Source organism: Achromobacter pulmonis, from assembly GCF_021733725.1.
Lineage (GTDB): Bacteria > Pseudomonadota > Gammaproteobacteria > Burkholderiales > Burkholderiaceae_B > Achromobacter > Achromobacter pulmonis.
In genome coordinates, this window is sequence record NZ_JAIFOT010000001.1 from 1,034,493 (window position 1) to 1,060,604 (window position 26,112).

Below are 26,112 nucleotides of genomic sequence, written 5' to 3' on the forward strand. Positions count from 1 at the left end.
GGCGGCCTCAGGTGTAGGACAGCACCAGGCCCTGGATCAGCCGCGTCCAGCCGTCGACCATGACGAACAGGAACAGCTTCAGGGGCATGGAGATCGTGACCGGCGACACCATCATCATGCCCATCGCCAGCAGGATGTTGGACACGATCAAGTCGATGATGACGAACGGCAGGTACAGCAGGAAGCCGATCTGGAAAGCCGCGGTCAGCTCCGACAACAGGAACGACGGAATCAGCACCAGCAGGTCGTCTTCCTTCAGGTTGCGGGCCTGCTGCTCGCCCCACAGGCCGCGGGCAGTGCGCAGGAAGAAATCGCGCTGCTCGGCGCGGCTATTCTTCAGCATGAATGCGCGCATCGGTTCGGCGCCGCGCGTCACCGCGTCGAGGATGCCTTCGAGCCGGTCCGGCTCGGGCGCGCCCGGCGCCACCGCCGCCGGCGGCGCGCGCAGTTCGTCGCCGATCTGCATCACCACCGGCCCCATGACGTAGGCCGACAGGATCAGCGCCAGCCCGTACAAGGCCATGTTGGGCGGCACCTGCTGTACCCCCAGGGCATTGCGCACCAGCGTCAGCACCACCGCGATCTTCAGGAACGACGTGGTCATGACCGCGGCCAGCGGCACCAGCGCCAGCAGCGCCAGGACCACCGCCAGACTGATCGGATCCGCGCCGTTCATGCGCCTGCCTTGCCGAGGCGGTGCAGCGTCACGCCGATGCGGCCATCGATCTCGACCAACTCGCCGCTGCCCACCAGCGCGCCGTTGGCGCGCACCAGCACCGGCCCGTCCGCCAGCGGCCGCGCCAGGTCGAAGGTCTCGCCAGGCTGCAACTGGCGCAGCTCGCCCAGGGTGATCTGGCGTTCGCCCAGTTCGAAAGTCAGTCGGACGGGGATGGCGTCGATATCGAGCGGCGTCTGATCGCCCGCGTCGGCGTCCAGCGGCGGTTGCGGCGTCTCGGTCATGAGGGAGGTCCAGCCTTGGGTAACGAGGTATGAGGAATCCTGGCGGCGCACGCGCAGCCCTTGGCCGCCAGCGCCAAGCCACAGCTCGCCGTCGGGCGAGATCAGGCAATGGTCGAGGAACACGGTGTCGCGCGGCGCCAGGCTGCGCAACTCGGCCGCGCCCAGGTGGGTCCATCCCAGGCAGGCGGCAAGGCGCACCGGCACGGCGTCGGCGTCGATATCGTTGGCCGCGGGCGCGGCACGGCCGATCAGGCCGGCCAACAGCATCAGGCCCAGGCCATCGGCCGCCAGCGTGGCGTAGACCGTATCGCCGCTGGCGGGATGGCGCGCGGCGAGCGTCCAGTCATGCGGCAGCGCCGGCGCCGGGGTGTCGCGGCCGACCACCCGCAGCGGGCCGCCGGGCGATGCCTGGCCCAGACCCGCGACCACTTCGGCCAGCAAGGTCTCGATGGCAGCCAGCGCCAGGGCCGGCGGCAGCTCGCCGGCATCCAGGTCCGGCAGACGCGCCGCCAGCCAGGCCTCGGCTGCGCCTGCCGGCAGGCCCAGGCGCAGCCGCGCGCCGGCCCATTCCAGATCGGCCGACAGCGTGGCCGACTGCCGCACGGCGTCGGGCACGCCAGGCGTGAAGCCCAGGCGCCAGCGCGCGGGTTCGGCATCGCTGCCGGCCAGCGGCGCCAGCATGACCGTCAGGTCGGCGCCATGGCGGGCGATCAGCGAGCGCGCGCGGGCCTCGTTGCCGGACAGGCGCGGCAACGGCAGCGGAGAAGGGGAAAATGAAGTACTTGCGGTCATGGGTTCCAGGGATCAACGGAGCGGCGCGTCGGCGTCGGTCTCCGCCAGGCAGGGGTCTTCCGGGTCATCGGTGCCGACGCGCACGCGCGTCGGCCGGCCCAGGCTCTCGGCCAGTTGCTCGGCCAGCGGCCGCGCCAGACTGGCCAGGCGTTCACGCGAGGTCTCGCTGGCGCAGCTGAAATCGGCGACGACGCGGCCCTCGGCCTCGTAGACCGACACGCTGACGCCGGGCAGCACCTCATCCTTCAATTCCACTCGCACCTGGCGCCGGCCCTGGCTGCCATCGGCCACCAGCAGTTGCTCGGCGCTGCCGAGCAGCGCCTGCGTCAATGCCTGCGGCGGCGCGGCGGCAGGCTGGGCGGTCTCGGCGCGGCCGGCGCCGAACAGCGAAAACGGCGAAGGTGTGGCCGGCGCATCGGCCGGCGCGGCCTCGCCGCCCTGCGCCATGGCCTGCTCGAACGCGCGCCGGTCGGCATCGCTGGCCTGGCGGCCAGGCGCCTGGCCGTCCGATTGGGTCAACCCCGACCCCTGGGCGATGGCGGTGTCCAGTCCGATGCGTCGGTCTATGCTCATGCCGGTTCGAACTCCTCGTGCTGTTCCCAGTCCTCGCGATCGCGCGACAGCGAGGCGGCCTCTTCCATTTCCTGGTCTTCCTTGTGCTCCAGCGCCTTGAGATGCTCGGCCAGGTGAATGCTGGCCAGTTCCACGAACTTGCCGGTCAGGCGCACCGCCTGCTGGTGCTGTTCGCGGCGCTCGGCCAGCGCCCGGGCTTCGTCGCGCAGGCGCTGCGCCGCCTGCTCCAATGCCTGTTCGCAGCGGCGCTCGCCGTCGCGCAGGCCGGCCACGCCCTGCAGCACATTCTCGATCTCGCGCACCCGCACCACGCGGCTGCACAGGTCGCGGTACATAGCGCGCTCGCGCCGCGCGGATTCGTCGCGGAAATCCGCCAGCGCCTGCTCGGACGCCTGGCGCGCGGCCTCGGCCTCGGCGTGGCGCTGACGCTGGCGCGACACCGCGATTTCGGCCTGGCCTTCGCGAAAGCGCTTGATAGCGAGCAGCTCGTCGAACACGCTCATGCCGTCCCCACGATGCCGCTCATCTGCGCCAGCGCCTCGGCCAGCGTGGCGCGTTCATCGGTGCGCTGGCGCAGGAACTGGTTGATGGCGCCGATTTTGTCGATGGCCTCGTCGGTCACCGCATCGCCGCCGCGCTTGTATTCGCCGATCTTCACCAGCAGCTCGACTTCCTGGTACTTGGCCATCAGTTCGCGCAGGCGGCCGGCGGCGCGCTTGTGCTCGGGCGTGATGACCGCATTCATGACGCGGCTGGCCGACGCCAGCACATCGATGGCGGGGTAATGATTGGCCGCGCCCAGCTTGCGCGACAGCACGATGTGGCCGTCCAGAATGGAACGGGTCTCGTCGGCGATGGGCTCGGTCATGTCGTCGCCCTCCACCAGCACCGTGTACAGGGCGGTGATGGAGCCGTGCTCGTTCATGCCGGCGCGCTCCATCAACTTGGGCAGCGTGGCGAACACCGAAGGCGGATAGCCGCGGCGGGTGGGCGGCTCGCCCGCCGCCAGGCCGATCTCGCGCTGGGCGCGGGCAAAGCGCGTCACCGAATCCATCAGGAACAGCACCCGCTTGCCCTGGTCGCGGAAGTACTCGGCGATGGCGGTGGCCACATAGGCGGCCTTGGCCCGTTCCATCGACGACTTGTCGCTGGTGGCGCAGACGATCACGCTTTTGCGCCGGCCTTCGCGACCCAGCTCATGTTCCAGGAATTCGCGCACTTCGCGGCCGCGTTCGCCGATCAGCGCGACCACCGTCACGTCGACCGCCGCGCCCTTGACCAACATGCCCATCAGCGTCGATTTGCCGCCGCCGGCGGCCGCGAAGATCCCCATGCGCTGGCCCTCGCCGCAGGTCAGCACGCTGTCCAGCGCGCGCACGCCGAGTTCCAGCGGCTGCGAGATGATGCGGCGCTTGAGCGGGTCGGGCGCCTCGGCGAACACGGGGTAGAACTTGCTGGCCTCCAGCGGCCCCAGCTCGGCCTCGTCCAGCGGCCGGCCCAACCCGTCCAGCACCCGGCCCAGCAGGCCGGGCCCGACCGGCACCATGTGGGCGCGGCCGGTGGGGATGACCTCGGTGGCGGTGGAGATGCCATACATGTCGCCAATCGGCGTCAGCAATGCGGCATCGCGGGCAAAACCCACGACCTCGCCCTTCATCTCGAAGTTCTCGCCGGGGTTGCGCAGGATGCAGACCTCGCCCACCTTCACCGACGGCACCACCGCCTTGATGATGGTGCCGATCACCTGCGTGACGCGGCCCTTGATGCGCAGCGTCGGCGTGTCCTGCAGCGCCAGCGCCATCATCTCGGAGATGTAGTCGAACTGGCGCATCGCTAGACCCGGCTGCCCAGGGTGCGCTGGAATGCCTGGCGCAAGGCCTGGATCTGCCCTTCCAGGCTGGCTTCGACCATGCCGATCTCGCTTTCCAGGATGCAGGCGCCGCGCGCCAGCCGGCCGTCGGCCAGGATGTCCAGGTAGCCGACGCCGGGATAGGCCGCCAGCAGGTCATTGATCTGCTCGCGCACGGTATCGACTTCCGCCGGATTCAGGCGCAGCGTCATCTGCTTCTGGTTGCGCACCACCGCCAGGGCGTTGCGCACCACCACCATGACCTTCTCGCGGTCATCAAAGCCATCGACCACCTTGCGCACGGCCGACATCACCAGCTCGACCATTTCGTTCTCGACGCCGGCGAAATACTCCACCGTGCGGCCGACCGTCTCGATCATCTTCTCGGCCTGGTCGAGCAGCGCTGCTTCGTGGCCTTCGTCATAGCCGCGCTGGCGCTCGGCCTCGAACGCCGCCTGAGCGCCGGCGACGATGGCGTCGGCCTGCGCCTGCGCCCGCGCCAGCAATTGGCCGGCATCGGCCCAGGCCGCCCTTTCGGCGGCCCGCAATATGCGCGCGGCGGGGTCGATGCGCCCGGCGCCGCCGGTGTCCGCGGCGCGCGGCGTCAGCGGATCGCGGGGAATGAGGAAAGCCATGTGGGATCCGTTTGCTTGAGCAGGGACAAGCCTAGCGACAGCGCCTGCGCTGCCGGTAGCGGCGCGGGCGCCGCGGGCAGGTCGGGCAGTTTCAGTTCGGCCCGCTGCGCCAGCTCGGGACCGCCGTCGCTCAGGGCCGCGCGCAGCGCGCCCAGGCCCAGCGTGTCGACCGCGGCCGCAGTGTCGTCCAATGACCAGGCGGCCGTCTCGGCCAGGCCTGCATGCAGGCCGCCGGCGGTGCGGCGGGTGAAATCCAGCAGGTCGGCGCCGAAGCGGCCGATCAGCGTGCGCACGTCGTCGCCGGCGATGACGCGGCGCAGCCGTGGGCCGCACAGCACCGCGCCCAGCTGGCGCGCGCAGCGTGCCAGCGCATCCGGCGCCAGCAGCGCCAACGCCAGTTCGGGGCGGGTGGCATCGATGACCGGGCGCTGCCACAGGCCCAGCGTCTCCAGGATGTCGCGCGACCAGTGCCGATGCCAGGCCGGCGCCAGCGCAGGCGCCGCGGCGATCACGGCGAACGCGGCCGGCGGCGCATGGCGTTCATGGCGGCTCGGGTGCAGGGTGTGGCTGGGCAGCTGGTTGAATGCAACCAGCCTGCGATCCAGCACGGCCGACGCGTAAGCCATCGTCAACGGGCCTCGGCCGCGGGCTCGCGGCGCGCGGGCTGGGCGCGGCCAGGCATGCCATAGCGCCACAGCAGGTAGCCCAGGGCGGCGGCCAGGATCAGCACCAGCAGAATCAGCCCCACCAGCCAGACCAGCAACGTCGCCGACGAATCCGCGCCGACCTCGATGCCCAGCACCTGCCGCGTGGCCATGCCGGCGGCCGGCGCCGAGGCCGCCGGTTGCGCCGACACCAGGGCGATCGAGACCCGGTCTTCCGTCAATCCTGGAATCGCGTGCGTCACCAGCTTGCGGATCTGCGGTTGCAGCGCGTCCAGGTTGTAGCCCGTCTGGTGCTTGATGAAGACCGCGGCGGTCGAGGGCGTGGTGTTTTCACCCACGCCGCCGCGCTCGGGCAACACCACGTGGACTCTCGCGGCCAGCACGCCGTCCATCTGCGACAGCGTGTTGGTCAGCTCCTGCGACAGCGCGTAGATATAGCGGGCGCGCTCTTCCAGCGGCGAGGACACCAGCCCTTCCTTGCGGAAGATCTGCCCCATGCCGTCGAAGCGTTCGCGCGGCAGGCCGCGCGCCCGCAGGATGTCGAGTGCGCGCGCCACCTGCGCGCCGTCCACCGACACCGCCACGCCGGCCTTGGTGGCGGCCTTCTGCGCGGCGATGCCGGCATCGAGCAGCACCGACAGCACCTCGTTGGCCTCGCTTTCGTTGGCGGCCGAGAACAGCTCCACGCGCGAGCCGCAAGCGGCCAGCAACAGCGCCAGGCCCAGCAGCAGCCAGCGCAGGCGCGACAGCGCCGCGGGAAAAGACAGGGTTGAAACAGCGTGCATTAGGACATCCTGACAAGCGAATCGACGTTCTGCGTGGTGCGCGAGACCGCCTTGCCGACCAGTTCGTACTGCACCGACACCTGCACCAGGTCGGCCTGCAGCCGCAGCATGTCGGCAATGGCCGGCGCGGACGACATGGCATCGAGACGGCCGGCGATGTTTTGCCACTTCTCCGAATACTCGGTGGTGGTACTACGCAGACTGGCCAGAATCTGGTTGCCGAGCGTGGCAGGCGCGGCGTCGATCGCGGGCGTGAAGGCCGATTGCAAAGCAGCCTGCAGGCCGGTGAGCGCGGGCGCGCCCGCTTCGGGCGCGGCCATCAATTGGGCGAAGCGTTCCGTGACCAGCTCGGACGGCGCGGTCTTGACCGTGTCCAGCACGGGCGCCATTGCGGCGGAAAGCGCGGTGATCTCCATATTTATCCTAGGACTTGTTCACACGGGAAGGGTCGTCGTTCATTTCGGCCGGCAAGCCCAGCAGCGAACGGGCCAGTGCGATGCCCTCCGCGCCCTCGCCGCCTTGCGCGCAGGCTTGCAGCAGGCGCGTGCTTTCGGCAGTGCGGCCAGCCAGTTGCAGCGCCAGCCCGCGCCAGGCCGCCAGCAGCCCGCGTTCAGCCGCCGCGCTGGCCTCGCCCTGCTCCAGCAGCCGCACCGCCTCGTCCGCCCGGCCCGCGTTCAGGCGCGCCACCGCCAGTCCCAGCCAGGGATAGGCGCGGCCCGGCCGCAAGGCGCGCAGCGCCTGGAAGATGACATCGGCGCGCGCCACGTCGCCACGGCCGGCGGCCAGGAATCCCACTTCGGTCAAGACGCGCGCGTCATCGGCATCAAGCACAAAAGCCGTCTCATCCGAGACGGCTGCTGCCGAGCCTGCTTCGACCCTATCGTTCATATCGTTTCTGGTTCACGGCAGGGCGCCTTTGTCGAGCAGCGCCAACAGGCTGGCCGCGCGCGCCCCCAATGACGCATGGCTACTGTCAGCCTGGGCGGCCTGCGCCACCAGTTGCAACGATTCGCGCGCCGCCCCGGTCTGCGCCAACGCCAGCTGGCATTCGGCCACGCGCAGCGTGGCCTCCGGCGCCAGCGGGTACAACACGCCGATCAGCGAATAAATCCGGATCGCCTCGTCAAAGCGGGCCTGCATCTGCAGGCACAGCGCCAGCCCGGTCAGGTAATGCTTGCGGGTCGGACCGTACTGCGACAGGAAGGCAAACAGCGGCAGCGCCTGGGCGTACTGGGCCTGCGCCACGTGGGCGTAGGCCATGGCGTAGATCACCTCGAGCTGGTCGGCGGTGAGCCGCTGGCTGCCGGGCAAGGCGGCCAGGCCGTCATACAGTTGCTGCCCGAAGGCGCTGCGCGAGGTCGCGGGTGAGGATAGGGACACTTGGTTCGCTCCGATATTGATGCCATTCAGACCATGGCGCGCTTGCCGATATTGGCGGTGACCTGGCTCATGCTGTCGGCCGCCGCATTGATCATCTTGCTGACCATCTGCATCGACTCGTCCATGGCCTGCATCACGCTCTTGATCCGGTCACGGTCTTCTTCCATCGAGGCCTGCAGCTTGACCAGCAAGGCCTCCAGCGCCTTCTTGTCGGCCAGCACCTTGTCGGCCGCCTCCTGCGCCTGCGCCGACTTGATGGTCTCGGCGCCGGTGATGACCTGCCCCGTCCCCTTGGCCACGGCGGCCGCGCCCGATGCCACCTGGCCAGCGGTCTTGACGGTATCGGCCACGCTGCGCGCGGTCTGCGAGCCGACGTTGGCGGCCGCGTTGGCCCCGGCCGACACGGCGCCGGCGCCGAACGAGGCAACCGCCATCACCACCCCGACCGTGATCGTCGCGGCCAGGCCGACCGCCATGGCGATATAGCCCGCGGTCTGCGGGTCGGCCCCGGCCACCACCGCGATGGCGCCGGCCATCTTGCCCAGCGCGCCGGGCTCGATCAGGACCGCGCCCGTCATCAGCATGGACGCGCCGGCCACAATGTTGCCGATCTTCTCGGCCAGCTCGGGCTCGACGCCGAAGGCCTGCAGCAGCTTGCTCACGGCCTGGGTGATCAGATTGCTGATGCTGATCTCGGGGCCGCCGCATTCGGCCGATATCTGGTTCGCCAACAGGCTGACCGCGCCCGCCACCGCGATCGCCGCCAGCGTCACCATGACCGGACCGGCGGCGCCGCCCGTGACGGCCGTGGCCGCCACCGCCGCCACCACCATCAGCGCCGCCGCGATCGCGGCCACGATGGCGCCGATCCAGCCGAATATCTTGCCCAGGATGCCGCCTTTCTCGGCTTCCTTGCTCTTCTGGATCCATTCATCGACCTTGCGGGCCTGCTCTTCGTTGTTCTTGGCCTGCTCGATGCGGTTGTTCTCGATGTTCTCCTTGGCCGAGCGCAATTGCGCATCCTGCGTCTTGCCCTGCAGGGCGCGCAGCAGGTCCACCATTTCGGCGGCCGAAAACTCGCGGCTCGGCGGAGCGATGGCGGGCTTGCCATTGGCGTTGGTGACGCCGTCGCCGCCGCCGCTGCGCGCCTGCGCCACGCTCGATGCCCACTGCGAGGCCAGGGCGGCCAGGTCCAGGCCGCTGGCGGCGCGCAGGGCGGCTTCGGCCGCCGCGCCCGTGGCGGCGCCCGCGCCGGACGGGTCCAGTGCCGGCGTCAGCCCGGCATTGCCGGTGGAAGGGCGGATATCCATGATCTTGGCTCCCCTGGCAGGCTCAGAGATTGCGGGCGATGCCGCGATTGGTTTCGCTGCGGCTCTGTTCGATCGCGCCGAGCTTGTCGCGGATATCGCGGATGACGTCCATCATCTGCTGCATCACGTCGTTGGCGTGTTGCGCCCCCGATTCGGCGACCTTGGCATCGGCTTCCAGCCGCGATCGCTCCGCGTCGGCCAGGCCCGCCTTCTGGTCATAGGCCGCCTGGACAATGCCGCCCACGCCGCCGGTCATGCCACTCAAGCCCTGGCCGATGCCGGCGGAATTGGTGGCAAAGCCATCCAGCCTGGCCTGCGTCACGGTCTGCTGCGCGGTCAACGGGCTGGACGTGGTGGTCATGCGGGCCGAGGCCCCCGTGGCCGCCACGCCCGCGGCGCCGATGCCGGCCTGCATGGCCCCGCCTACGATCTGGCTGATGCCCTGTGCCAGCGCCCCCTTGAAGCGTTCTTCGGCCGCTTCCTTGATCTTGTCGGCCGCGGCCAGCAGCGACTGCGTCTGCGCATCCAGCGAGGCGGCGCGGTCGGCCCGGGCCGCGTTGCGCTGTTCCTGCGAGATCTTCTGCAGCAGGGCCATCACCGCGTACATGTCGGTATCGGCATTGGCCATCAGCTTGTTCAGCGCATCGGCCGCGCCCGCGATGTCCCCCTGACCAGGCGGCGGCAGGCCCAGGGACGCCAGTTTGTCGGCGGCGCCGCCCTTGCCGACGAACTGGGTGGCATCCAGCGAGGTATAGCCGGGGGTTGCCGCCTGCGCGGCTTCCGCGCCGGCCAGCGGATCGAGCAGCGCCGGATTGATGGCGCCCGGGTTGTTGACGTTGATCATCTCAATTCTCCTTGGCCCCACGCGCCGCCAGCAGATCGCGCAGGCCGCGCGCGCGCTCGGCCAGCGCGGCATGGCGATCCGGTTTGCACATGGCCAGCGCCAGGTCGCACGACTGCAGGGCGGCGGCGGGTTGTCCCATTTCGAGCAGGCATTGGGCCGCATGGAACACGGGCGCCGGCTCCAGCGGGTCAAGCAGCGTGGCGGCCATGTACTGCTGCAGCGCATCGGCGTGCTTGCCCATGGCCTGGGCCGTGGCGCCCAGCGCCACCAGGTAGCGATGCTCGGTGTGGTCCAGCGTCACCAGGTAGGCCAGCACCTTGAGCGCATCGGCATAGCGCCCCTTTTCATACAGGCCATAGCCCAGGGCGTAGAGCGCCTCGCACTCGTCGGCGGTCATGCCCTTGAGCTGGCCCAGGCTGCCGCCCCGGGCCATCTGGTCAACGATCTGGTCATGCAGCGCTGCGTATTCCGCGCCGGTCATCGGCGCCTGGGCGGCGGTATTCATGGCGGGCTCCCGGGCGGCTGGGTCAGACCATCGTGCGCGGACGCTTGACCGGGGCGCCCGGCGCCCGCGGCGTGCTGCGCTGGCGCGCATAAGCGGCTTCCTGCTCGACCTCGCGGTCGACCGCCTCCATGTCCTGGCGGAACAGCGCCTCGGCTTCCTCGCGCTGGCGCTCGTCCATCGGCTGCGCCTGGAGCGTGGCGCGGACCTTGTCCGGATCCAGCCCCAGTTTGCGCAGGTTGTCGTCGGATGCCTCGATGGACCGCTGGGCTTCGCGCACGGCGGCGTCGGCGCGTTCGATAAGGTCCTGGATGTTCTGGTCTTGGGTGTCGGCCATTGCCGTTCTCCGGATTGCGGGCAGGTGGAAAGGAAGGAGGATCAGCGCATGTTGCCGATGATCGACGAACGGCTGTCCTGCATCTTCTTGATGAAATTGGTCATGGTGTCGAAGGCCTCGTTGCGCTTGTTCGACAGGCTTTGCAGGCGCAGCATGTCCATCTGCTGGCTGTTGCTGGCGGAATCGAGCTTGCTCTTGAGGTCGGGAATGGCCTTTTCCAGCCCTTCACGGGTCGGCATGCCGGTCACGGTGGCGCCGACGACATTGCCGGCGGCATCCTTGATCGGCGTCGCCGTCACCGGCGCCGGATCCATGCCCAGCTTGAACGCCTGGGTCGCGTATTCGGTGGCCAGCGTCTTGTTGGTGGGCGTGCCGGCGCCTTCGCTGACTCTGTCGCCCGGTTTGGCGTCCTTGGAGTCCAGCGTGCCCTTCATGCCGTTGAGCTTGGCCTGCATGTCGTTGAGCGCGCCGGTCAGTTCGTTGCGCTTCTGCACTTCCTCGATCTGGCTCTTGAGCTGGCTGTCCAGCAGTTTGGTGCGCTCGGTCTGCACCATCATCAGGGCGGTCTCGATGTCCATGCCCGAAAGATCGGTCATGTTGATGGCGCCGACGCCGGCGGGGTTCATGTTCACGCTCATGGAAGAAGCTCCTGGTCCGGCCCTATCGTCCGGGTTCGATGTTGCGGTTGACCGACTATGCAGCGTAAGTAACGGAACCCGGCTTCAGGTTCCACGAATCTTCTCGGAAATCGCCATCCGGCTGTCCTGCATCTTCCTGACGTAATTGCTCAGCATGTCGGCCGACTCGTTGCGGCGGTTCATCAGTGCCTGCAGCCGCAGCATCTGGTCCTGCTGCAGGCTCGAAGCCTCGTCGATGGCGCCCTGGACCCGGGTCACGGCCTGGCGCAGCTCGCCATATTCCGAGTCGTAGCGGATGCCGCCCGGGCAGCGATTAAGGGTTTGCCCGGGGTAGTCGGGGGTCATGAAGCCATCGTGGCCCGCCATCTGGTCGACCAGCTCCGCGGCCAGCAGATAGCCGCCCAGGTCGCCCTCGTCGCGCCAATGCGCCAACTGATCGGCCTGATCGGCAGGCAGGTAGGCGCGGGCAAAGTCCTTCATGTCGCCCATGTGGCCGAACAGGCGCCAGGAGTTGCTGTCGGCGGCGAACCCCAGGTTGAGGCCAGCCTCGGCCGCCGCCCGATTGATGCGATCGGCCAGCGCGAAGCTCCAGCCACCGCTGGCGTCGTCCCATTCCTTGTCGTACTTGGCGCCCGCGTTGAACTGTGCCTGCACCGCCTTCAGGCCGGCCTGCACCGTGTTGAGCAGCTCAAGGCGGCGGTTGAGCGCGCGCAATTCCTGGATCTGCGTCTCGACCTGCTTGTCGAGCAGGCGCCCACGCTCGCCCTGCACACTGAGCATGGCGGTCTCCTGGTCGGCGCCCACCAGGTCGGCGCCACGCACACCGCTGGAACTCTCCAGCCCCACGCCCCCCAGGTTGGGTTGGCTGCCGCTCACAGGTCCGGTCATCATCCGCCCCCGTTCACGCCATCAACGCATGTTGCCAATGATGGACGACCGGCTTTCCTGCATCTTCTTGATGAAGTTGGTCATCACATCGAAGGCTTCATTGCGCTTGCCGGTCAGCCCCTGCAGCCGCAGCATCTCCATCTGCTGGGTGTTGCTCAGGTTGTCGAGCGAACTCTTGATTTCGGTGACCGCCTGCTTGTTGGCCTCGATGGTCTTGCCATTGCTGGCGATCTGGGCCTCGAGCGCCGAAATCTTGGCGCCCAGCTGGTCGACGAAGCCCTGCACCACCCGCCCCTTCGCGTCCATGGTGCCGTTGCGATCGACATCGCGGGGCGCGTCGTCGCCGGTCGGGATCGTCAGCCCCGCCGCCTTGATCTGGTCAAGCGTGGCGTGCGAAAGCGCCTTGTCGTCGCCCTGCCCCCAGGACAAACCGTACCAGCCCTCGGGGTTCGGACACTTGCTCGCCGACAGGCGCCCCTGCAGATCCTTGAGCTGGTCGATCTGCCCCTGCAGCGCCACGCTGGACGACTCCAGCTTCAGGTTCTCGGCGTTCTTCGCATTCATCGACTCGTTCAGGCCCGCCATCTGCGCATTGCGGCCGTTGACCGAATCCAGCTGCTGGCGCAGGGCGTCCTCCAGCAACTGCGAACGCTGGGTCTGCACCGCCATCAGCGCGGTCTCCAGATCCATGCTCGACAGGTCCATGCCCGCGACACTCCCGACTCCCACTCCGGAAACCGTAGCCATTCCTTTCTCCTTGATTCGGCCGCTGGCGCCGCTGCACGGCGCCTGGACGGCACGGGTTAACCCTGAAATTCGGTGCGGCGCGTCCGGGTTCCGGGGAATCCGCGGCCTGCCGGTGTACGTAACCGGCGGCCGGCCTTGGTTCCATGCAAACAGGATGGAACTTTCCTCGCCCAGCCGTTACTACCCCAGACCATGCGCGGCTGTCAGCCGCCCTTTCCCGCGCCCTCATGAACCGTATCGACGCCGGCCTGCCCGCCTCCGCCTTCTCGTCCACGACCTCGCATGCCGACTCCCAGCACGGCCAGCAGCAGGTCGGCACGATGCTGGGTCAGGCCGCCATGGCGGTCGAAGGCGAAGTCTCGCTGGCCGATGCCGCCGAGGAACTCAGCCTGCACATGGCCGAGAAAACCGAGGACAAACACCACGCCGAGCGCAAGATCGGCCGCGAAGCGCCGCTGCAACTGCTCAGCACCGAAGCCATCGTGGCCTATCTGGCCGAATCGCACGACGCCGATGCCCAGGAAAAGCTGATCGAGCTGGCGCGCCATCTGCTGGCCGGCCGCGCCGATCCGCGCCAGGCCGCGGCCCAGGCATTCGGCGATCCGGCCCGGCAATACCTCGGCCTGCAATACGCGCTGCGCCAGGGCGAGCGCGAGGGCGCGCCCGAAGCGGTGCTCGACGGGCTGCGCGAGGCGCTGGCCGACCTGGAACTGGAAAGCGGTCCGCAGATCCGCGCCAGCCTGAACACCGTCGGCGCGGCCGCCGGCTACGCCGACGACGCCCAAGGGGTAGCAGATTTCCAGCGCACCTACCAGGACGTGGTGCTGGGCGAAAACTCGCTGGCCAAGACCCTCTCGCTGGCGCTGGAACGTTTCGGCGGACAGGACGTGACGCGCGGCCTGCAACAACTGATCCAGGCGCTGGGCCTGGACCTGGCCGCGGCGCGCCCCTCCACCAGCCCCGACCGGTTGCAGGCCCTGATGCAGGACCTGTATCAACTGGGCGTGGCCGTCACCGTGCTGGACGGCTGCGGCGAACTCGGCGAAAAGATGGCGCGCGAACACGGCAAGCCGTTGGCGGCCGAGCGGCTGATGCAGGACCTGGTCAACATCAGCAACGAAAAGTGGCTGTCGGAATCGCGCTTCACCGCCCTGGCGGCCTCGCATGGCGCCGATTCGGTCGCCGCGCGCATCGCTTTCCTGGGCGGCGTGCGGGCGGTGCTCAAGGACCTGCCGCTGCCGATGTTCCCCGACATGGATGCCCGCCAGTCGGCCTTGGGCGCGGCGCAACTGGCCCTGGACGCGGCCATCGACGAGGAATACGAATGAACAGCCTGGATCGCGCCCTCGGCGCCTTCGGCGAAAGCATCGGCCTGGAACGGCTGGCCCTGGGTCCGCGCGGCAACCTGGCGCTGCAACTGGACTCGGGCCGCCGGGTCGCCATCGAGGCGGCCGCGACCGAGGTGCTGGTCTATGTGTCGGACCCGGTGCCCTACGACGCCGCACCGCGCCTGCTGCGGGCCTGGCGGCGCGCGCACCATGCGCACCTGGACGGCGCCCCGGTGCAGGCCGCCCTGCGCGAACAGGACGGCATTCCCCGCCTGCTGGCCCTGACCCGCCTGCCCATCGACCACAGCGACGCGCCCGCGCTGCGGCAGGCGGTGGAGCGGCTGGCGCGCTGGCTCGACGACACCCGCACCGACTGACCCTGGCGACGGAGACCCCCACACCATGTCCGATATGCGCATCAGTGGTTTCGCCTTCGACCGCGGGCTGGACGGCATTTCCTATGCCGGCCGCGAAGCCGCCGGCCAACACCTGCCGGAACGCCAGGAGCTGGCGCCGCCCACCGACGGCGTCAAGGCGCAACTGGCTCAGTTGCTCGACACGCCCAATACCGGCCGCTACCTCGACCAGCAATTGCGCCCCGCCATCGCCAACCGCGACCTGCTGCTGCCCGGCAAGTTCGCGCAGACCCTGCAAGCGACGCTGGACAGCCTGGCCGCCGCGGCCGAGCAGCGCCAGGACGCCAGTCCGGACGAGGCGCGCGCGCTGAACCGCGCGGTGCGGCTGCTCAAGGACGAAGCCGGACTGCGCGATCTGGTCACCATGTATCGCAGCGCGCTGTACCAGGGATGAACGCGTCCATGCTCCTGCCGCCCGATGCCCGCGAGCTGCTCAGCCTGCTGGCCTACGTCTATCTCGAAAACAACCGGCCCGAAAAGACCGCGGTGTTGCTGAATGCCCTGCGCACGCTGGGGTTGGCCGACGGCCGCCAGCTGGCCACGCTGGCACTGGCGCAGTTGCGCGCCGGCAAGCCGGACGCGGCCCTGTCGACCCTGGACCAGCTGGCCATGCAGGGCGGCGTCGACGCGCCCTTCCACCTGATCCGCTCGCAGGCGCTGCTGGCCCTGGAACGCCGCGACGAGGCCGCCGCGGCCATGCGTGCCTATGTTGCCCTGCGGCCCGTCCCGGCGGCCGCCTCTACCGAAGCAGAAACGACTTGAGCCGTCCCATGCAAGCCCTGAACCGCGCCGTCGCCGTCGCCACCAGCCGCAACGATATCGTCCTGGCGGTGCTGATCGTCTCGATCATCTTCATGATGATCCTGCCGCTGCCGACGGCCCTGGTCGATGTGCTGATCGGCACCAACATGACGCTGTCGGCGATTCTACTGATGGTGGCGATGTACCTGCCGTCGCCGCTGGCCTTTTCCTCCTTTCCCTCGGTGCTGCTGGTCACCACCCTGTTCCGCCTGGGCATTTCGATTGCCACCACCCGCCTGATCCTGCTGCAGGGCGATGCCGGCCACATCATCGAGACCTTCGGCAACTTCGTGGTGGGGGGCAACCTGATCGTCGGCCTGGTGGTGTTCCTGATCCTCACCATCGTGCAGTTCGTGGTCATCACCAAGGGCGCCGAACGCGTGGCCGAGGTGGCGGCGCGCTTCTCGCTGGACGCCATGCCCGGCAAGCAGATGTCGATCGACGCCGACCTGCGCGCCGGCACCATCGACATGGACGAGGCGCGCAAGCGCCGCTCGCTGGTGGAAAAGGAAAGCCAGCTCTATGGCGCCATGGACGGCGCCATGAAATTCGTCAAGGGCGACGCCATTGCCGGGCTCATCATCGTCTCGGTCAACCTGCTCGGGGGCATTCTCATCGGCACCATGCAGCGCGGCCTGTCCGCCGGCGAAGCGGTGCAGGTGTATTCGATCCTGACCATCGGCGACGGCCTGATCGCGCAGATCCCGGCCCTGTTCATCGCCATCTGCGCCGGCATCATCGTGACCCGGGTGCAGACCGGCGACGGCCCTTCCAACGTCGGCAAGGACATCGGCGCCCAGGTGCTGGCCCAGCCGCGCGCGCTGCTGATCGCGGCCGCCATCGCCATCGGCATGGGCCTGATCCCCGGCATGCCCACCCTGACCTTCCTGGCGCTGGCCGCGGTGGTCGGCACCGTCGGCTTCGTACTGCTGCGCGGCACCCGCAAGGTGGTGGACGAGAAGACCGGCGAAATCACCGAGATTCCGGCGCTGGCCGCCGACGGCCAGAAACCGCAGGCCAAGCCGCGCACCGATGGCAGCGCCGAATTCGCGCCCACCTTGCCGTTGATGATCGACGTGGCCGCCGCGCTGCAGCGCAGCTTCGATGCCGATGAGCTCAACGACGAACTGCTCAAGATCCGCCGCGCCCTGTATTTCGACCTGGGCGTGCCATTCCCCGGCATCCAACTGCGCTTCAACGACGCCCTGCCGCCGGACAGCTACAACATTCTGCTGTCCGAGGTGCCGGTATCCCAGGGCAAGCTGCGCCCGGGGTCGGTGCTGGTGCGCGATACCGAGCAGAACCTGCAGGCGCTGCAGGTGCCGTATGAAACCGACAAGCGCTTCCTGCCGAACATCCCCACGCTGTGGGTCGAGGCCGGCCTGGCCCCGACCCTGTCGGCCGCCGGCATTCCCTTCCTGGACCCGCACCAGGTGCTGACCTGGCACCTGGCCTTCGTACTGAAAAAATACTCGTCGGATTTCATCGGCATCCAGGAAACCCGCTTCCTGCTGACCGCCATGGAAGACCGCTTCCCCGACCTGGTCAAGGAAGCGCTGCGCGTGATGCCGGTGCAGAAAATCGCCGAAATCCTGCAGCGGCTGGTGTCCGAGGACATCTCGGTGCGCAACCTGCGCGCGGTGCTGGAAGCCCTGATCGAATGGGGCCAGAAGGAAAAGGATTCGGTGCTGCTGACCGAATACGTGCGCGTCTCGCTCAAGCGCCATATCAGCTACAAATACTCCAGCGGCCAGAATATCCTGCCGGCCTACCTGCTCGCGCCCAATGTCGAGGAAACCGTGCGCGGCGCCATCCGCCAGACCTCCGCCGGCAGCTACCTGGCGCTCGACCCCAATGCCTCCAAGAAGCTGGTGGACAACATCAAGCGCGTCACCGGCGACCTGGCGGCGGCAGCGCAAAAGCCGGTGCTGCTGACCTCGATGGACATTCGCCGCTACCTGCGCAAGATGATCGAACAGGACCTGTACGAACTGCCGGTTCTGTCCTACCAGGAGCTGACCCAGGAAATCAACGTGCAGCCGCTGGCCAGGGTGGACCTGTGAATCCGCCCGCAACCGGAGCCCTGTCATGAGCGAAGCGCTGGAACTCCGCGTGCTGTCCGGCCTGCACCGCGACGCCCGCTGCCTGGTGGCCGATGGCTCGGTGCTGGGCGCCGATCCGGCCTGCGACATCGTGCTGGCCGACGACGGCATGGGGCCGCGCGCCGCGCGCGTGCGCATCGGCGAGGGCGGCTGGGACCTGGCGCTGGACGACGCCGCGCCGGCCCAAACGCCCGCCACCCCGTTCAACCGCCCGGTGCCGCTGGGCCCGGTCTGGATCACGGTGGCCCGCCGCGGCGACCCCTGGACCAACGCGCCCGACGCCGCCAACGATGCCGTCGCCCCGGCCGTGACCGCGCCCGAGGCGGCGCCGCCGCCCGAGACTGCCGCGCCGGCCGCCGGCGCGGCGCGCCCGCAGGAACGCCGTCCGCCTCCCCCGGCCCCGGTGCGCCGCAAGCGCGACTCGTGGCCGATGCTGCTGGGCCTGGGCGCGGTGGCACTGACCATCATCGTGGCCATCTTCCTGGCCCTGATGCCGCCATCGACCGCCAGCCGCGCGCCGCAGGTCGACCCGCGCCTGGCCGCCGCCGAGAAGTCCGTGGGGCAGATTTCCGCCATCTTCGAACGCATGGGCCTGGCCTCGCGGCTGCACGTTTCGATGTCGCGCAATGGCACAGTGACGGTGTCGGGCTGGGTCCGCAATGCGGCCGAGCAGGATGCCGTGGCGGCAGCGCTGTCGCAGGTCTGGCCGATGCCGGCGATGCGCATCAGCAATGAAGACGAAGTCGTGCGCACGGCCCGCGGCGCGCTGCGCGCCTTCAATGTGCGCTACGAACCGCGCTACGAAGGCGACGGCCGGCTGGTGGTGGCCGGCATCGCCAGCAGCGCGCGCGAACGCGCCTCGGCGCTGGACGCGCTGCGGGCGCAGTTGCCCGGCATGACGGTGCTGGGCAACGACATTGCCTTGACGCAGCAGCTCAGCGATACGCTGTCGAGCCAGTTGGTGGACGCCGGCCTGTCCGGCATCACCCTGGCCTGGAAGCCGGACCATCTGGAAATCGCGGCCGGCGCGCTCGATGACGACCAGCAGGCGCGCCTGCGCGAGGTGCTGGACGACTTCAACCAGCGCCACCTGGGCGTGGCGCGGCTGGCCGCCGCCAGCGCCGCGCCGACCGCCGACAGCGTGCCCTTCGTGATCCGCAGCGTCGTCGGCGGACCGCAACCCTTTGTCGTTTTGGAAGACGGCAGTAAGCTGCTGGTCGGCGGCGTCTACCGCAAGTACCGCCTGGTCGCCGTGGAAAACACCCGCATCATCTTCGAAGGCCCGCGCACCGCCATCGTGACGCGCTGACTCCCTAACCGCTCCCGCCCGCATGAACGCTGCCACCGCCCTCACCGAACTGGAACAACGCCTCGCCGGCCCCGACGGCGCGGCGCTGCGCGCCACGCTGGCGCAACGGCTCGCCGCCCTGGAACAACGCGCCTGCCGGCAACTGGACTCGGGCCTGGTGCCCGTCGCGTTCCAGCAATGCCAGGCGGTGGCGCAGGCCGCCGCCGCCGCGCGCGACGTGCTGGCCGAACTTGCGCCGGCCGCCGAGCCCGGCGCCTCCCCTTTTCCCCTGACCCGCTAGGAGACACAACATGGCCCTGAACGGACTGACCGGCTCGTCCGGCCTGAATTTCAACAGTGTCAACAACACCATCTACGACAGCATCCGCTCGCAAGAAAGCAATCTGCAGACGACCTTGTCGAACATGCGCACCAACGCCGACGGCAGCGTATCGCAGGCCGACATGCTGAAGATGCAGCAGCAGGTGCAGCAGTGGACCATGCTGATCGAGATCCAGAGCACCATCACCAAGCAGATCGCGGATTCGCTCAAGGGCGTCATCCAGAAGGCCAGTTGAACCGGCAGCGGCGCGGCGCGCGCGCCGGCGCCCTAGACCGACTGCATCATGAAGGCGGGATTGCGCCGCGGCGCGTCGTCCTGGGGCGCCGCGCGCGCGATGCGTTTTTCCCAGGCCTCGACCTGATCGAGCAGCGCCTCGATGGCGGCCAGCAGCGCTTGCGCCCCGCATTGTTCGCGCGCGATGCCCAGTTGCAGATGCATGCGGCCGTCGGGCGCGGCGCAGGCCACCACGCCGCCTGCGGCCTGCAGGAAATTGCCCTGCGCCGCCAGCAAGGCCTGGGCGCCGTCCATCCTGCCCCCGCCCACCGCACACGACAGCAGGATCTGGCCGCGCGCGCCATGCTCCATCAGCTGCACCAGATGACGGCCATCGAACGCCAGTTGGCACAGCCCGCCCTCGGCGGGCGCCAGGGCGGGGATGCCGAGCGCCTGGCCAAGCTCGGATAGCACCTGGGCGAAGTGGGAATCTGACACGGTAGCGGTATGGCGCCGCTGGCCGCTATCAGGCGCGACATCCGGGCGCGAAATTGAAGAGTCGACATTATCGCATCCGTAATGCGCGAATCCCAAGCGTCGGCAGGGAACCCGCGGGCGGCCTGCTGTTACTCAAGGCGTGATTCCCACTTCGCGAGTTCATCATGGCGCTCAACTCCCTCTTCGACATCGCGCAGGCCGCCGCGCAGTACACGGACGCGCATTTCCACGCGGGCGACACGCAATCGCCGGCGCAATGGGCGGTGCCGCTGGACGAACACCACCAGATCGGCATGACGCGCAATGCGCAGGACGGCAGCGTCGTGCTCAGCGCCTGGCGCCATGCCTTCGGCGATGCCCCCGGCTTCGACGACCCGCAGGGCGAGGCGCTGTTGCGCCGCAGCTTCGATACGCGCCTGGCCGCCGGCCTGATCGGCGGCATCTCTCCGGAATTGGGACCCAGCCTCAGCCTGCCGCTGTTTACGCCCTGCGATGCGCAGGCGCTGCACGACATCGCCGAGCACCTGCTGCGAACGCTGGACAGCCTGCACCACGATGCGCCGCAGACCGCGCCGTCCATCCCGCCTTTGCCGCGCGGCCCGCAGGGCGACGCCCGCCAGGCCGAGCGCGACCTGGCCCGCCTGGCCCGGGCCTGCGGGCTGGAAACGCTGCCGGCCGGCGCGCGCCAGTTCGACCTGCTGTTTGACGACCTGCCCGGCCGCGTCACGCTGCATCCCTCCAACCGGCTGCTGGTGACGGACTTCTTCCTGCACGATGCCGCCGCCCTGCAAGGCTCGCTGCGCCGCGCCGTCATCAAAAGCGCCTTGCTGATCAACCAGAACGCGTTACGCGGCCATGCCTACGCGGTCGGCCTGGACAGCCGCCAGTTCATCACCGCCACCGGTCGCATCGGGCTCGAACGGCTCGATGAGGAAACCTGGCCACGCTGGTTGCAGTACCAGGTCACGCAAGCGCTCGACACCCGCGCGCTGGTGCGTGGCCTGGCGCTCGAAGGCGCGCAGATCTCGTATGGCGCCCCCGCCGCCGCCAGCGGCGCCCCGCTTCCGGGAGCCCTGGCATGAACAATATCTCCAGCGCCATCCAGAACAGTGCCGCCGCCACCGTCTGGCAGCCGCCCGCGCAGCCCCCCACTTCATTGCTGGGCCAGCTCAAGGGGCTGTTCGTCACGCCCGACCGCGACGGCGCGCACCTGGACGCGGCCCGGCAATCGTTCCAGCAGTATTTCGAGCAGGAGACCAGCGCCCTCGCCAACATGATGGGCCCCAAGGGCATCGAGCATTTCGCCAGTGACGTGCAGACCCGGTTCGACGCCATCGTCCAGCGCACCTTCGACGCCTTGCCGCGCAAGGAAGACGGCTCGGTCGACGGCAAGGACTTCGCCAGCGCCATGAAGTCCGCCGGCAAGCAGGCGGCGATGGCGCTGGATCGCCTCAAGGTCGACGCGGCCCGCTCCGAACTGCTGTCCAACCTGGCTCCGGTGGACACGCGGCCGCAGATCATTCCGCGCGGCAACAAGTTCGTCGTCATCCGCCCCGCGCCGCAGCTTGAGAACATGGTGCTGCGCGGCGGCGGCGCCAAGGGCATCGGTTACAGCGCGGGACTGGACCAGATGGAAAAGGCCGGCATGCTGGCCGGCGTCAAGCACCTGGCCGGCTCGTCGGCGGGCGCGCTTACCGCAACCTGCCTGGCCGCCGGCCTGAGCGCGGCCCAATTCGAAAAAGGCCCGGCCGAAACGCTGTTCCGGCCGGGCGTGCTGGATGCGCTGCGCGGCGGCGGCGACCTGGCGCGCGTCTACCCGGATCTGCAGCTGGAGGGCGGCCTGGCGCCGGCCGTCAACTCGCTCAAAGCGGTGGACCAGGCCACCATGCATAGCGTGCAAAGCTATCTGTCGGCGCACTGGAATACCGAGGCCTTCCAGGACAAGCTGGTGGCGCTGGCCGACCGCGGGCAGCTGGACGGGCGGCAGCTCGAGCGCCTGACCACCCTGCAGCAGTTGCCCGACCTGGACCAGGCCCACAAAGACAACATGATCACGTTCGGCGACCTCAAGCTGCTGAACCAGCTGGCGCCGGAGAAATTCAAGCAGCTCACCCTTACCGGCTGGAACAAGACCGACCAACGCGAAGAGTACTTCAGCGCCGAGACCACGCCAGACATGCCGGTGGCATATGCCGCGCGCATTTCCATGGCCTTTCCAGTCGCCTTCAAGGCGGTGGCGATGGAAAGTCCCGATCAAGGCAGGAAGGTCTACGCCGACGGCGGCATCGGCAGCAACATGCCCTCCGAAGTCTTCACCCACCCGGCCAATGCCCAGGGCGTGCCGACCGCGCTGACCGGCGAGGCGCTGGCGCAGACGCAGGCCCGCACCCTGCTGCTGACCTTCGACCAGAACGGCAAGGCCTACCAGATCATGCACGGCGGTCCGCCGCAGCGGCCCGAGCCCGGCGTGCTGGGCAAGATCAAGTCATTCTTCGTCAATCTGATCACCAGCCATCCCGATCAGGCCGCCACCGGCGTGGCGGACCGGGTCAAGATCCGCGACGCCGGGCCCAATGCGCTGCCCGTGTTCCATGGCAGCATCGGCACGCTGACCTCGAGCATCAGCGACGAGACCCAGCACCAGGCCCATATGCTGTCGGCCTGGAAGTCGCTGGAACAGATCGATGCCCGGACCCAGCAGGCCTACGCCATGGAATGCGACAACCTGGAGGAGCTGGCCGGTCTGCTGACCGACGACGAAAAGCAGGCGCTGCGCAGCGGCCCGGCGCTGGATGGTCCGCAACAGCAACTGCTGGCCCTGCTGGATGCGGATCAGGCGCCCGGACCGAATCCGATGCTGCGCGTCTGAGCGCGCCCGCCTGACGCTCAGAGCGGCAGCACGGCCCTGGCGCGGCACACCCGCGCCAGCCGGTCGGAAGCGCCCGCGTGTTCGCGCCACAAGCGCAGCAGGCGGTCCGCGCCGGTGCTGCGCGCCTCCACGGCATAGTTCGCATAGGCCAGCCAATGGCGCTCATGCGGCGCCAGCCCGGCCTCGGCCACCGCCAGCACCTCGGTGGCCAGGTCGAGCACGGCGGCATCGTGCAGCGCATCGCGGATCGCATCGGCGCGCATGGCGCGCAACCGCAGCCACCCCCATGACCGCAGCAGATCCTCGGCCTGCGACAGGTTGCGCATCAGCCCCAACTGCACGGCGGACGGCGCCATCACCCGCGTGGCCGCCACCTGCGCGCCGGCCTCGTCCAACAGCTGCGCGTCGGCGAACCCCGCCCCCGGCGCGCGGCCCTCGATATAGCCGCTGGCGCCCAGGCGTTCATATAGGTCCTCGATGCCGCCCGGCTGACGCCAGGCCTCGCGCAGCGCCTCCAGCGGCAGCGGCGCCGCCAGCCGGTAGCGCCAGCGCGCATCGAGAAAATGCGCGAACTGCGAATACTCGAAATGCCCGCCCTGCGGCGCGACCGTCACCCATTCGCCGGTATCCGAACGCCGCCCGCGCCAGCCATCGGAGGCCAGGAATGCCGCCAGCGACGGCGCCCCGCTCAGGTATACGCCGGTGGCGGACTTGTAGCCTTCGTCCGCCGCCAGCGGCAGGCAGCGGCTGGCCGTGCCCGGCGCGAACATCCAGCGGAAATAGTCGCCCAGGTCCACGAACGGACGTTCAGGCAAGCGCTGCAGATAGTGATCGCCGGCATAGCGCGAATGGCGGAACATGCGGTCCCATACCGTCAGTCGGTTTTCCTTCAACCCGGTGACGCGGCCGTTCTCCAGCGGGCTGTTGGCAAACAGCGCAATGCTGGCGGGGGCCAGTGCCAGCACCACGTTCAACGCCCGCGCGGCCTGCCCGACCGCCACCGATGTGCAGGGACTGTTCTGGGCCTTGGCGTCGATGCCGACGCGATGCAGCCATTCCCGGTGGCCAACCAGCTCGCGGTAGATCGGACGCGGCACGTGCGCCGCCGCATACCAGCGCGGATCCAGGGTGCAATCCGGGTGTTCCGAGGCGTTCAGCAATAGCGCGTCCTCGCCGGCCAGCGCATCGCAGGCATCGCGCAATTCGCGGCTGGCGCGCCGCGCCAGTTCCGCCAGGCCGCCCTGCGTCTCGGACACCGGCGCGAACGCGGTTTCCAGCAGGTTGAAACCATTGTCCAGCCCGCTCTCGCCGGCCGCGACCGACACACTGACGGCGCGCTCGCCAATGCGCGCCACTTGGGGGGCTTCCCCGCGCGCGGCCTTGATGGCGGCGAGCGACTCGAAATAGCCTCCCACCAGGTGGCTGGCGCCGCTGTCGCGCCGCGCCACCGCCATTTCCATCTCCAGTCCCAGCGTCTGCCCGGCGCGCGGCGTCATCGCGCCGCTCCCGCGGGGTGCGCGGCGGCATGGCGCTTACGGACTCGGACAAAGACGGCGGACATGGCGGGTAGAACTCCTGGAGCAATCTGCACAATGAGGGATTAGTAACACGGCACGGGTCCGCGTTCCGCGCGGGCGCGGCGCCGGCTCAGACAAGGTTCGCCATGCCCTGGAAACGCCGCGTCAGGATTTCCACAAAGGTCTCGGTCACAACCGACGGCGCCGTCTGCGCCGGATAGGCCATGCAGACCCGCACCGGCAGCCTGGGAGAGAACGGCCGGATCGCCAGTTGCTGCGCGAAGACCTCGGCAATGTAAGGATTGACGATCCCCAGGCCCGTGCCCGCCGCGGCCAGCGCGCAGATCGTCGAGGAATAGGTGGTCTCGATCTCGGACGCCGGCTGCACATGATGCGCCAGCATCTCGCCGCGCAACTGCAGATAGACATCGTCGTCGGCGTTCAACACCAGCAGGCGGCGCTCGTTCAGGTCGGAAATACCGATGGCCGGCAGGGTGGCAAGCGGATGATCCGGCCGCATCACGCAGACCGCCGCGCTCTCGTGCAGGCTCTGCAGCGCCAGGTGCGCGCCGTCCAGCGGCACCGTCGTCACCACGACGTCATAGGTGCCGTGCAGCAGGCCCTCGCGCAGATATTGGCTGCCCACCGTCTGCATGTTGATGTGCACGTCGGGATAACGTTGCGCGAATTCCTCGACCGCGCCCGGCAGCATGCCCAGGCCCAGCGCCGGCGTGCAGGCCAGCCGCAATACGCCGCTGCCGCTGCGGCGCATGGCGGCGACGCGATCCTCGATGCGTTCCAGGCCGACGAAGTGCCGCTTGACCGTGTCGAACAGGTCCTTGGCTTCGCGGGTCGGCCGCAGGCGGCCGCGCTCCATATCGAACAGTTTCAGGCCGCTGGCCTGCTGCGCCTGCGCCAGCAGGCGGCTGATCGACGGTTGCGTGGTGCGCAGCATCTGCGCCGCGCCGGTAGTGGTGCCGGCCAGCATTACCGCATGGAAGGCTTCGATCTGACGGAAATTCAGCGGTCGGCTCATGGTTGCGCAGTGTATGGCAAATCTGCATAGCCTATACCGAAAAATATGTCTTCCGGCCGCCACGCGGCGCGGGCGTCTCAGCCCTCGCGCGCCACCTGGCGCAGCGCCTGCTCGAACACGTCGGGCGGTTGACCGCCCGAGACCAGGTACTTGCCGTTAAGGATCACCGACGGCACCGAAGTGATGCCCCGGTCGCGCCACACGGCCTCTTCCTTGCGCACCGCTTCGGCATAGCGGCCCGACGCCAGCACCGCGCGCGCCTCGGCCGCGTCCAGGCCGGCATCGGCCGCCGCCTGCACCAGCACCTCGACATCGCTGGTGTCCTGGTTGTCGTAATGATAGGTCTCCAGCAGGCGCTTTTTCAGCGCCGTCTGGCTGCCCTGGCCTTCCAGGCCGGCCCAATGCAGCAGGCGATGCGCGTCAAAGGTATTGAACGACCGGTTGTCGTCCGCCATGCGCATGCGCATGCCGACGGCCGCCGCCCGCTCGCTGATCACTTTGCGGTTGGCCTGCACCTGCTCGCGACTGTAACCATACTTCGCCATCAACCGCTCGATGGTGTTCTGTCCGCCGCCGGGCATATCGGGGTTCAGTTCGAACGGCTGGAAATGCAGCTCGACCTCGGCCTCATCGCGCACGCGGTCGATGGCGGCCAGCAGGCCGCCCAGGCCAACCGCGCACCAGGGACAGGCAACGTCGGAAACGAAATCGATGGTGATCTTGGACATGACAATCTCCGGGGACAGAGGGTTAGCGTAGAACATGGCGGCACGCGGCCATGCAAAAGCCCTGGGCC

General features: G+C 68.9%; 32 protein-coding genes. 10 read left to right on the forward strand and 22 right to left on the reverse strand.

The features are described 5' to 3' along the window. Window positions 1-7: 7 nt before the first annotated feature. The 18 genes from sctR to K2W61_RS04815 form a co-directional block, all read right to left on the reverse strand. Window positions 8-676 carry a type III secretion system export apparatus subunit SctR gene (gene sctR, locus K2W61_RS04730; RefSeq protein WP_175134468.1) on the reverse strand — a complete coding sequence of 223 codons (669 nt, stop codon included), beginning with the start codon at window positions 674-676 and terminating at the stop codon, window positions 8-10. Then, window positions 673-1,752, reverse strand: coding sequence for a type III secretion system cytoplasmic ring protein SctQ (sctQ, locus tag K2W61_RS04735; protein WP_175134467.1), 1,080 nt, complete (start codon window positions 1,750-1,752; stop codon window positions 673-675). Before sctQ ends, sctR begins: the two co-directional genes overlap by 4 nt. Window positions 1,753-1,764: 12 nt before the next feature. After that, window positions 1,765-2,325 (reverse strand): hypothetical protein, encoded by a 561-nt coding sequence (locus K2W61_RS04740; RefSeq protein ID WP_236755122.1) that lies wholly within the window; start codon window positions 2,323-2,325, stop codon window positions 1,765-1,767. Then, the gene (locus K2W61_RS04745) at window positions 2,322-2,828 is read right to left on the reverse strand and encodes a type III secretion protein (RefSeq protein ID WP_175134465.1); all 507 of its coding nucleotides are present in this window, start codon (window positions 2,826-2,828) and stop codon (window positions 2,322-2,324) included. The genes K2W61_RS04740 and K2W61_RS04745 overlap by 4 nt, the downstream gene beginning before the upstream one ends. Then, window positions 2,825-4,156 carry a type III secretion system ATPase SctN gene (gene sctN / locus K2W61_RS04750; RefSeq protein WP_175134464.1) on the reverse strand — a complete coding sequence of 444 codons (1,332 nt, stop codon included), beginning with the start codon at window positions 4,154-4,156 and terminating at the stop codon, window positions 2,825-2,827. The genes K2W61_RS04745 and sctN overlap by 4 nt, the downstream gene beginning before the upstream one ends. 2 nt (window positions 4,157-4,158) lie before the next feature. Further along, complete coding sequence (locus K2W61_RS04755; RefSeq protein ID WP_175134463.1) at window positions 4,159-4,809, reverse strand: HrpE/YscL family type III secretion apparatus protein; 651 nt, start codon at window positions 4,807-4,809, stop codon at window positions 4,159-4,161. Beyond that, a complete protein-coding gene (locus K2W61_RS04760) occupies window positions 4,779-5,435 on the reverse strand; it encodes a SctK family type III secretion system sorting platform protein (RefSeq protein WP_236755123.1) in 657 nt (218 codons plus the stop codon). The genes K2W61_RS04755 and K2W61_RS04760 overlap by 31 nt, the downstream gene beginning before the upstream one ends. A 2-nt stretch (window positions 5,436-5,437) precedes the next feature. Further along, a complete protein-coding gene (gene sctJ, locus K2W61_RS04765) occupies window positions 5,438-6,241 on the reverse strand; it encodes a type III secretion system inner membrane ring lipoprotein SctJ (protein WP_419761631.1) in 804 nt (267 codons plus the stop codon). Window positions 6,242-6,258: 17 nt separating this feature from the next. Beyond that, complete coding sequence (gene sctI, locus K2W61_RS04770) at window positions 6,259-6,675, reverse strand: type III secretion system inner rod subunit SctI (protein ID WP_175134460.1); 417 nt, start codon at window positions 6,673-6,675, stop codon at window positions 6,259-6,261. 7 nt (window positions 6,676-6,682) lie between these two features. Further along, window positions 6,683-7,090, reverse strand: coding sequence for a tetratricopeptide repeat protein (locus tag K2W61_RS04775; RefSeq protein ID WP_236755124.1), 408 nt, complete (start codon window positions 7,088-7,090; stop codon window positions 6,683-6,685). Window positions 7,091-7,159: 69 nt separating this feature from the next. Next, complete coding sequence (locus K2W61_RS04780; RefSeq protein ID WP_336885384.1) at window positions 7,160-7,639, reverse strand: SycD/LcrH family type III secretion system chaperone; 480 nt, start codon at window positions 7,637-7,639, stop codon at window positions 7,160-7,162. A gap of 26 nt (window positions 7,640-7,665) precedes the next feature. Further along, a complete protein-coding gene (gene sctE, locus K2W61_RS04785) occupies window positions 7,666-8,949 on the reverse strand; it encodes a type III secretion system translocon subunit SseC family protein (RefSeq protein ID WP_175134459.1) in 1,284 nt (427 codons plus the stop codon). Between the two features lie 22 nt (window positions 8,950-8,971). Next, a complete protein-coding gene (gene sctB / locus K2W61_RS04790; protein ID WP_175134458.1) occupies window positions 8,972-9,793 on the reverse strand; it encodes a type III secretion system translocon subunit SctB in 822 nt (273 codons plus the stop codon). Between the two features lies 1 nt (window position 9,794). Continuing rightward, a complete protein-coding gene (locus K2W61_RS04795) occupies window positions 9,795-10,298 on the reverse strand; it encodes a SycD/LcrH family type III secretion system chaperone (RefSeq protein WP_175134457.1) in 504 nt (167 codons plus the stop codon). A 22-nt stretch (window positions 10,299-10,320) separates the two neighbouring features. Further along, window positions 10,321-10,632 carry a hypothetical protein gene (locus tag K2W61_RS04800; RefSeq protein WP_175134456.1) on the reverse strand — a complete coding sequence of 104 codons (312 nt, stop codon included), beginning with the start codon at window positions 10,630-10,632 and terminating at the stop codon, window positions 10,321-10,323. Window positions 10,633-10,673: 41 nt separating this feature from the next. Beyond that, on the reverse strand, window positions 10,674-11,270 hold the full coding sequence (locus tag K2W61_RS04805; protein WP_236755125.1) for a hypothetical protein: 597 nt from the start codon (window positions 11,268-11,270) through the stop codon (window positions 10,674-10,676). Window positions 11,271-11,354: 84 nt separating this feature from the next. Next, a complete protein-coding gene (locus K2W61_RS04810; protein WP_175141638.1) occupies window positions 11,355-12,146 on the reverse strand; it encodes a hypothetical protein in 792 nt (263 codons plus the stop codon). Between the two features lie 33 nt (window positions 12,147-12,179). Then, the gene (locus K2W61_RS04815; protein WP_236755126.1) at window positions 12,180-12,905 is read right to left on the reverse strand and encodes a hypothetical protein; all 726 of its coding nucleotides are present in this window, start codon (window positions 12,903-12,905) and stop codon (window positions 12,180-12,182) included. 227 nt (window positions 12,906-13,132) lie between these two features. Between K2W61_RS04815 and sctW the strand changes: the two genes are divergently transcribed. From sctW to K2W61_RS04855, 8 genes are read left to right on the forward strand one after another with little or no spacing between them, the layout of a single operon-like run. Continuing rightward, complete coding sequence (sctW, locus tag K2W61_RS04820; RefSeq protein ID WP_175134454.1) at window positions 13,133-14,233, forward strand: type III secretion system gatekeeper subunit SctW; 1,101 nt, start codon at window positions 13,133-13,135, stop codon at window positions 14,231-14,233. Next, on the forward strand, window positions 14,230-14,610 hold the full coding sequence (locus K2W61_RS04825) for a hypothetical protein (protein ID WP_175134453.1): 381 nt from the start codon (window positions 14,230-14,232) through the stop codon (window positions 14,608-14,610). Before sctW ends, K2W61_RS04825 begins: the two co-directional genes overlap by 4 nt. Window positions 14,611-14,635: 25 nt before the next feature. Next, a complete protein-coding gene (gene sctX, locus K2W61_RS04830; protein ID WP_175134452.1) occupies window positions 14,636-15,043 on the forward strand; it encodes a type III secretion apparatus assembly protein SctX in 408 nt (135 codons plus the stop codon). A gap of 8 nt (window positions 15,044-15,051) precedes the next feature. Beyond that, window positions 15,052-15,411, forward strand: a complete 360-nt coding sequence (sctY, locus tag K2W61_RS04835) for a type III secretion apparatus assembly chaperone SctY (RefSeq protein WP_175134451.1) — start codon at window positions 15,052-15,054, stop codon at window positions 15,409-15,411. 8 nt (window positions 15,412-15,419) lie between these two features. Beyond that, entirely contained in the window at window positions 15,420-17,513 is a 2,094-nt protein-coding gene (sctV, locus tag K2W61_RS04840) for a type III secretion system export apparatus subunit SctV (RefSeq protein WP_175134450.1), read from the forward strand. Window positions 17,514-17,538: 25 nt separating this feature from the next. Next, entirely contained in the window at window positions 17,539-18,861 is a 1,323-nt protein-coding gene (gene sctD, locus K2W61_RS04845) for a type III secretion system inner membrane ring subunit SctD (protein WP_175141640.1), read from the forward strand. 22 nt (window positions 18,862-18,883) lie between these two features. Continuing rightward, window positions 18,884-19,141 (forward strand): EscE/YscE/SsaE family type III secretion system needle protein co-chaperone, encoded by a 258-nt coding sequence (locus K2W61_RS04850; RefSeq protein WP_175134755.1) that lies wholly within the window; start codon window positions 18,884-18,886, stop codon window positions 19,139-19,141. 10 nt (window positions 19,142-19,151) lie between these two features. Beyond that, entirely contained in the window at window positions 19,152-19,418 is a 267-nt protein-coding gene (locus K2W61_RS04855) for an EscF/YscF/HrpA family type III secretion system needle major subunit (protein ID WP_025137564.1), read from the forward strand. A gap of 32 nt (window positions 19,419-19,450) precedes the next feature. Here the strand turns inward: K2W61_RS04855 and K2W61_RS04860 are convergent, their stop codons facing one another. Beyond that, window positions 19,451-19,894, reverse strand: a complete 444-nt coding sequence (locus tag K2W61_RS04860) for a CesT family type III secretion system chaperone (RefSeq protein ID WP_236755127.1) — start codon at window positions 19,892-19,894, stop codon at window positions 19,451-19,453. A gap of 164 nt (window positions 19,895-20,058) precedes the next feature. Here K2W61_RS04860 and K2W61_RS04865 point away from each other — a divergent pair, with 164 nt between their 5' ends. Together K2W61_RS04865 and K2W61_RS04870 are read left to right on the forward strand one after the other, a co-directional pair. Continuing rightward, entirely contained in the window at window positions 20,059-20,976 is a 918-nt protein-coding gene (locus K2W61_RS04865; protein WP_236755128.1) for a hypothetical protein, read from the forward strand. After that, window positions 20,973-22,763, forward strand: coding sequence for a patatin-like phospholipase family protein (locus K2W61_RS04870; protein ID WP_236755129.1), 1,791 nt, complete (start codon window positions 20,973-20,975; stop codon window positions 22,761-22,763). The genes K2W61_RS04865 and K2W61_RS04870 overlap by 4 nt, the downstream gene beginning before the upstream one ends. Before the next feature lie 17 nt (window positions 22,764-22,780). On the opposite strand, the gene K2W61_RS04875 is transcribed toward K2W61_RS04870, so the two are convergent. The 3 genes from K2W61_RS04875 to K2W61_RS04885 all read right to left on the reverse strand — a co-directional run bounded on the left by K2W61_RS04875 (window position 22,781) and on the right by K2W61_RS04885 (window position 26,044). After that, window positions 22,781-24,259 carry a glutamate-cysteine ligase family protein gene (locus K2W61_RS04875; protein WP_175141644.1) on the reverse strand — a complete coding sequence of 493 codons (1,479 nt, stop codon included), beginning with the start codon at window positions 24,257-24,259 and terminating at the stop codon, window positions 22,781-22,783. A 151-nt stretch (window positions 24,260-24,410) separates the two neighbouring features. Further along, window positions 24,411-25,316, reverse strand: a complete 906-nt coding sequence (locus K2W61_RS04880; RefSeq protein ID WP_236755130.1) for a LysR substrate-binding domain-containing protein — start codon at window positions 25,314-25,316, stop codon at window positions 24,411-24,413. A gap of 77 nt (window positions 25,317-25,393) precedes the next feature. After that, the gene (locus tag K2W61_RS04885) at window positions 25,394-26,044 is read right to left on the reverse strand and encodes a DsbA family oxidoreductase (RefSeq protein WP_175134750.1); all 651 of its coding nucleotides are present in this window, start codon (window positions 26,042-26,044) and stop codon (window positions 25,394-25,396) included. Window positions 26,045-26,112 lie beyond the last annotated feature (68 nt).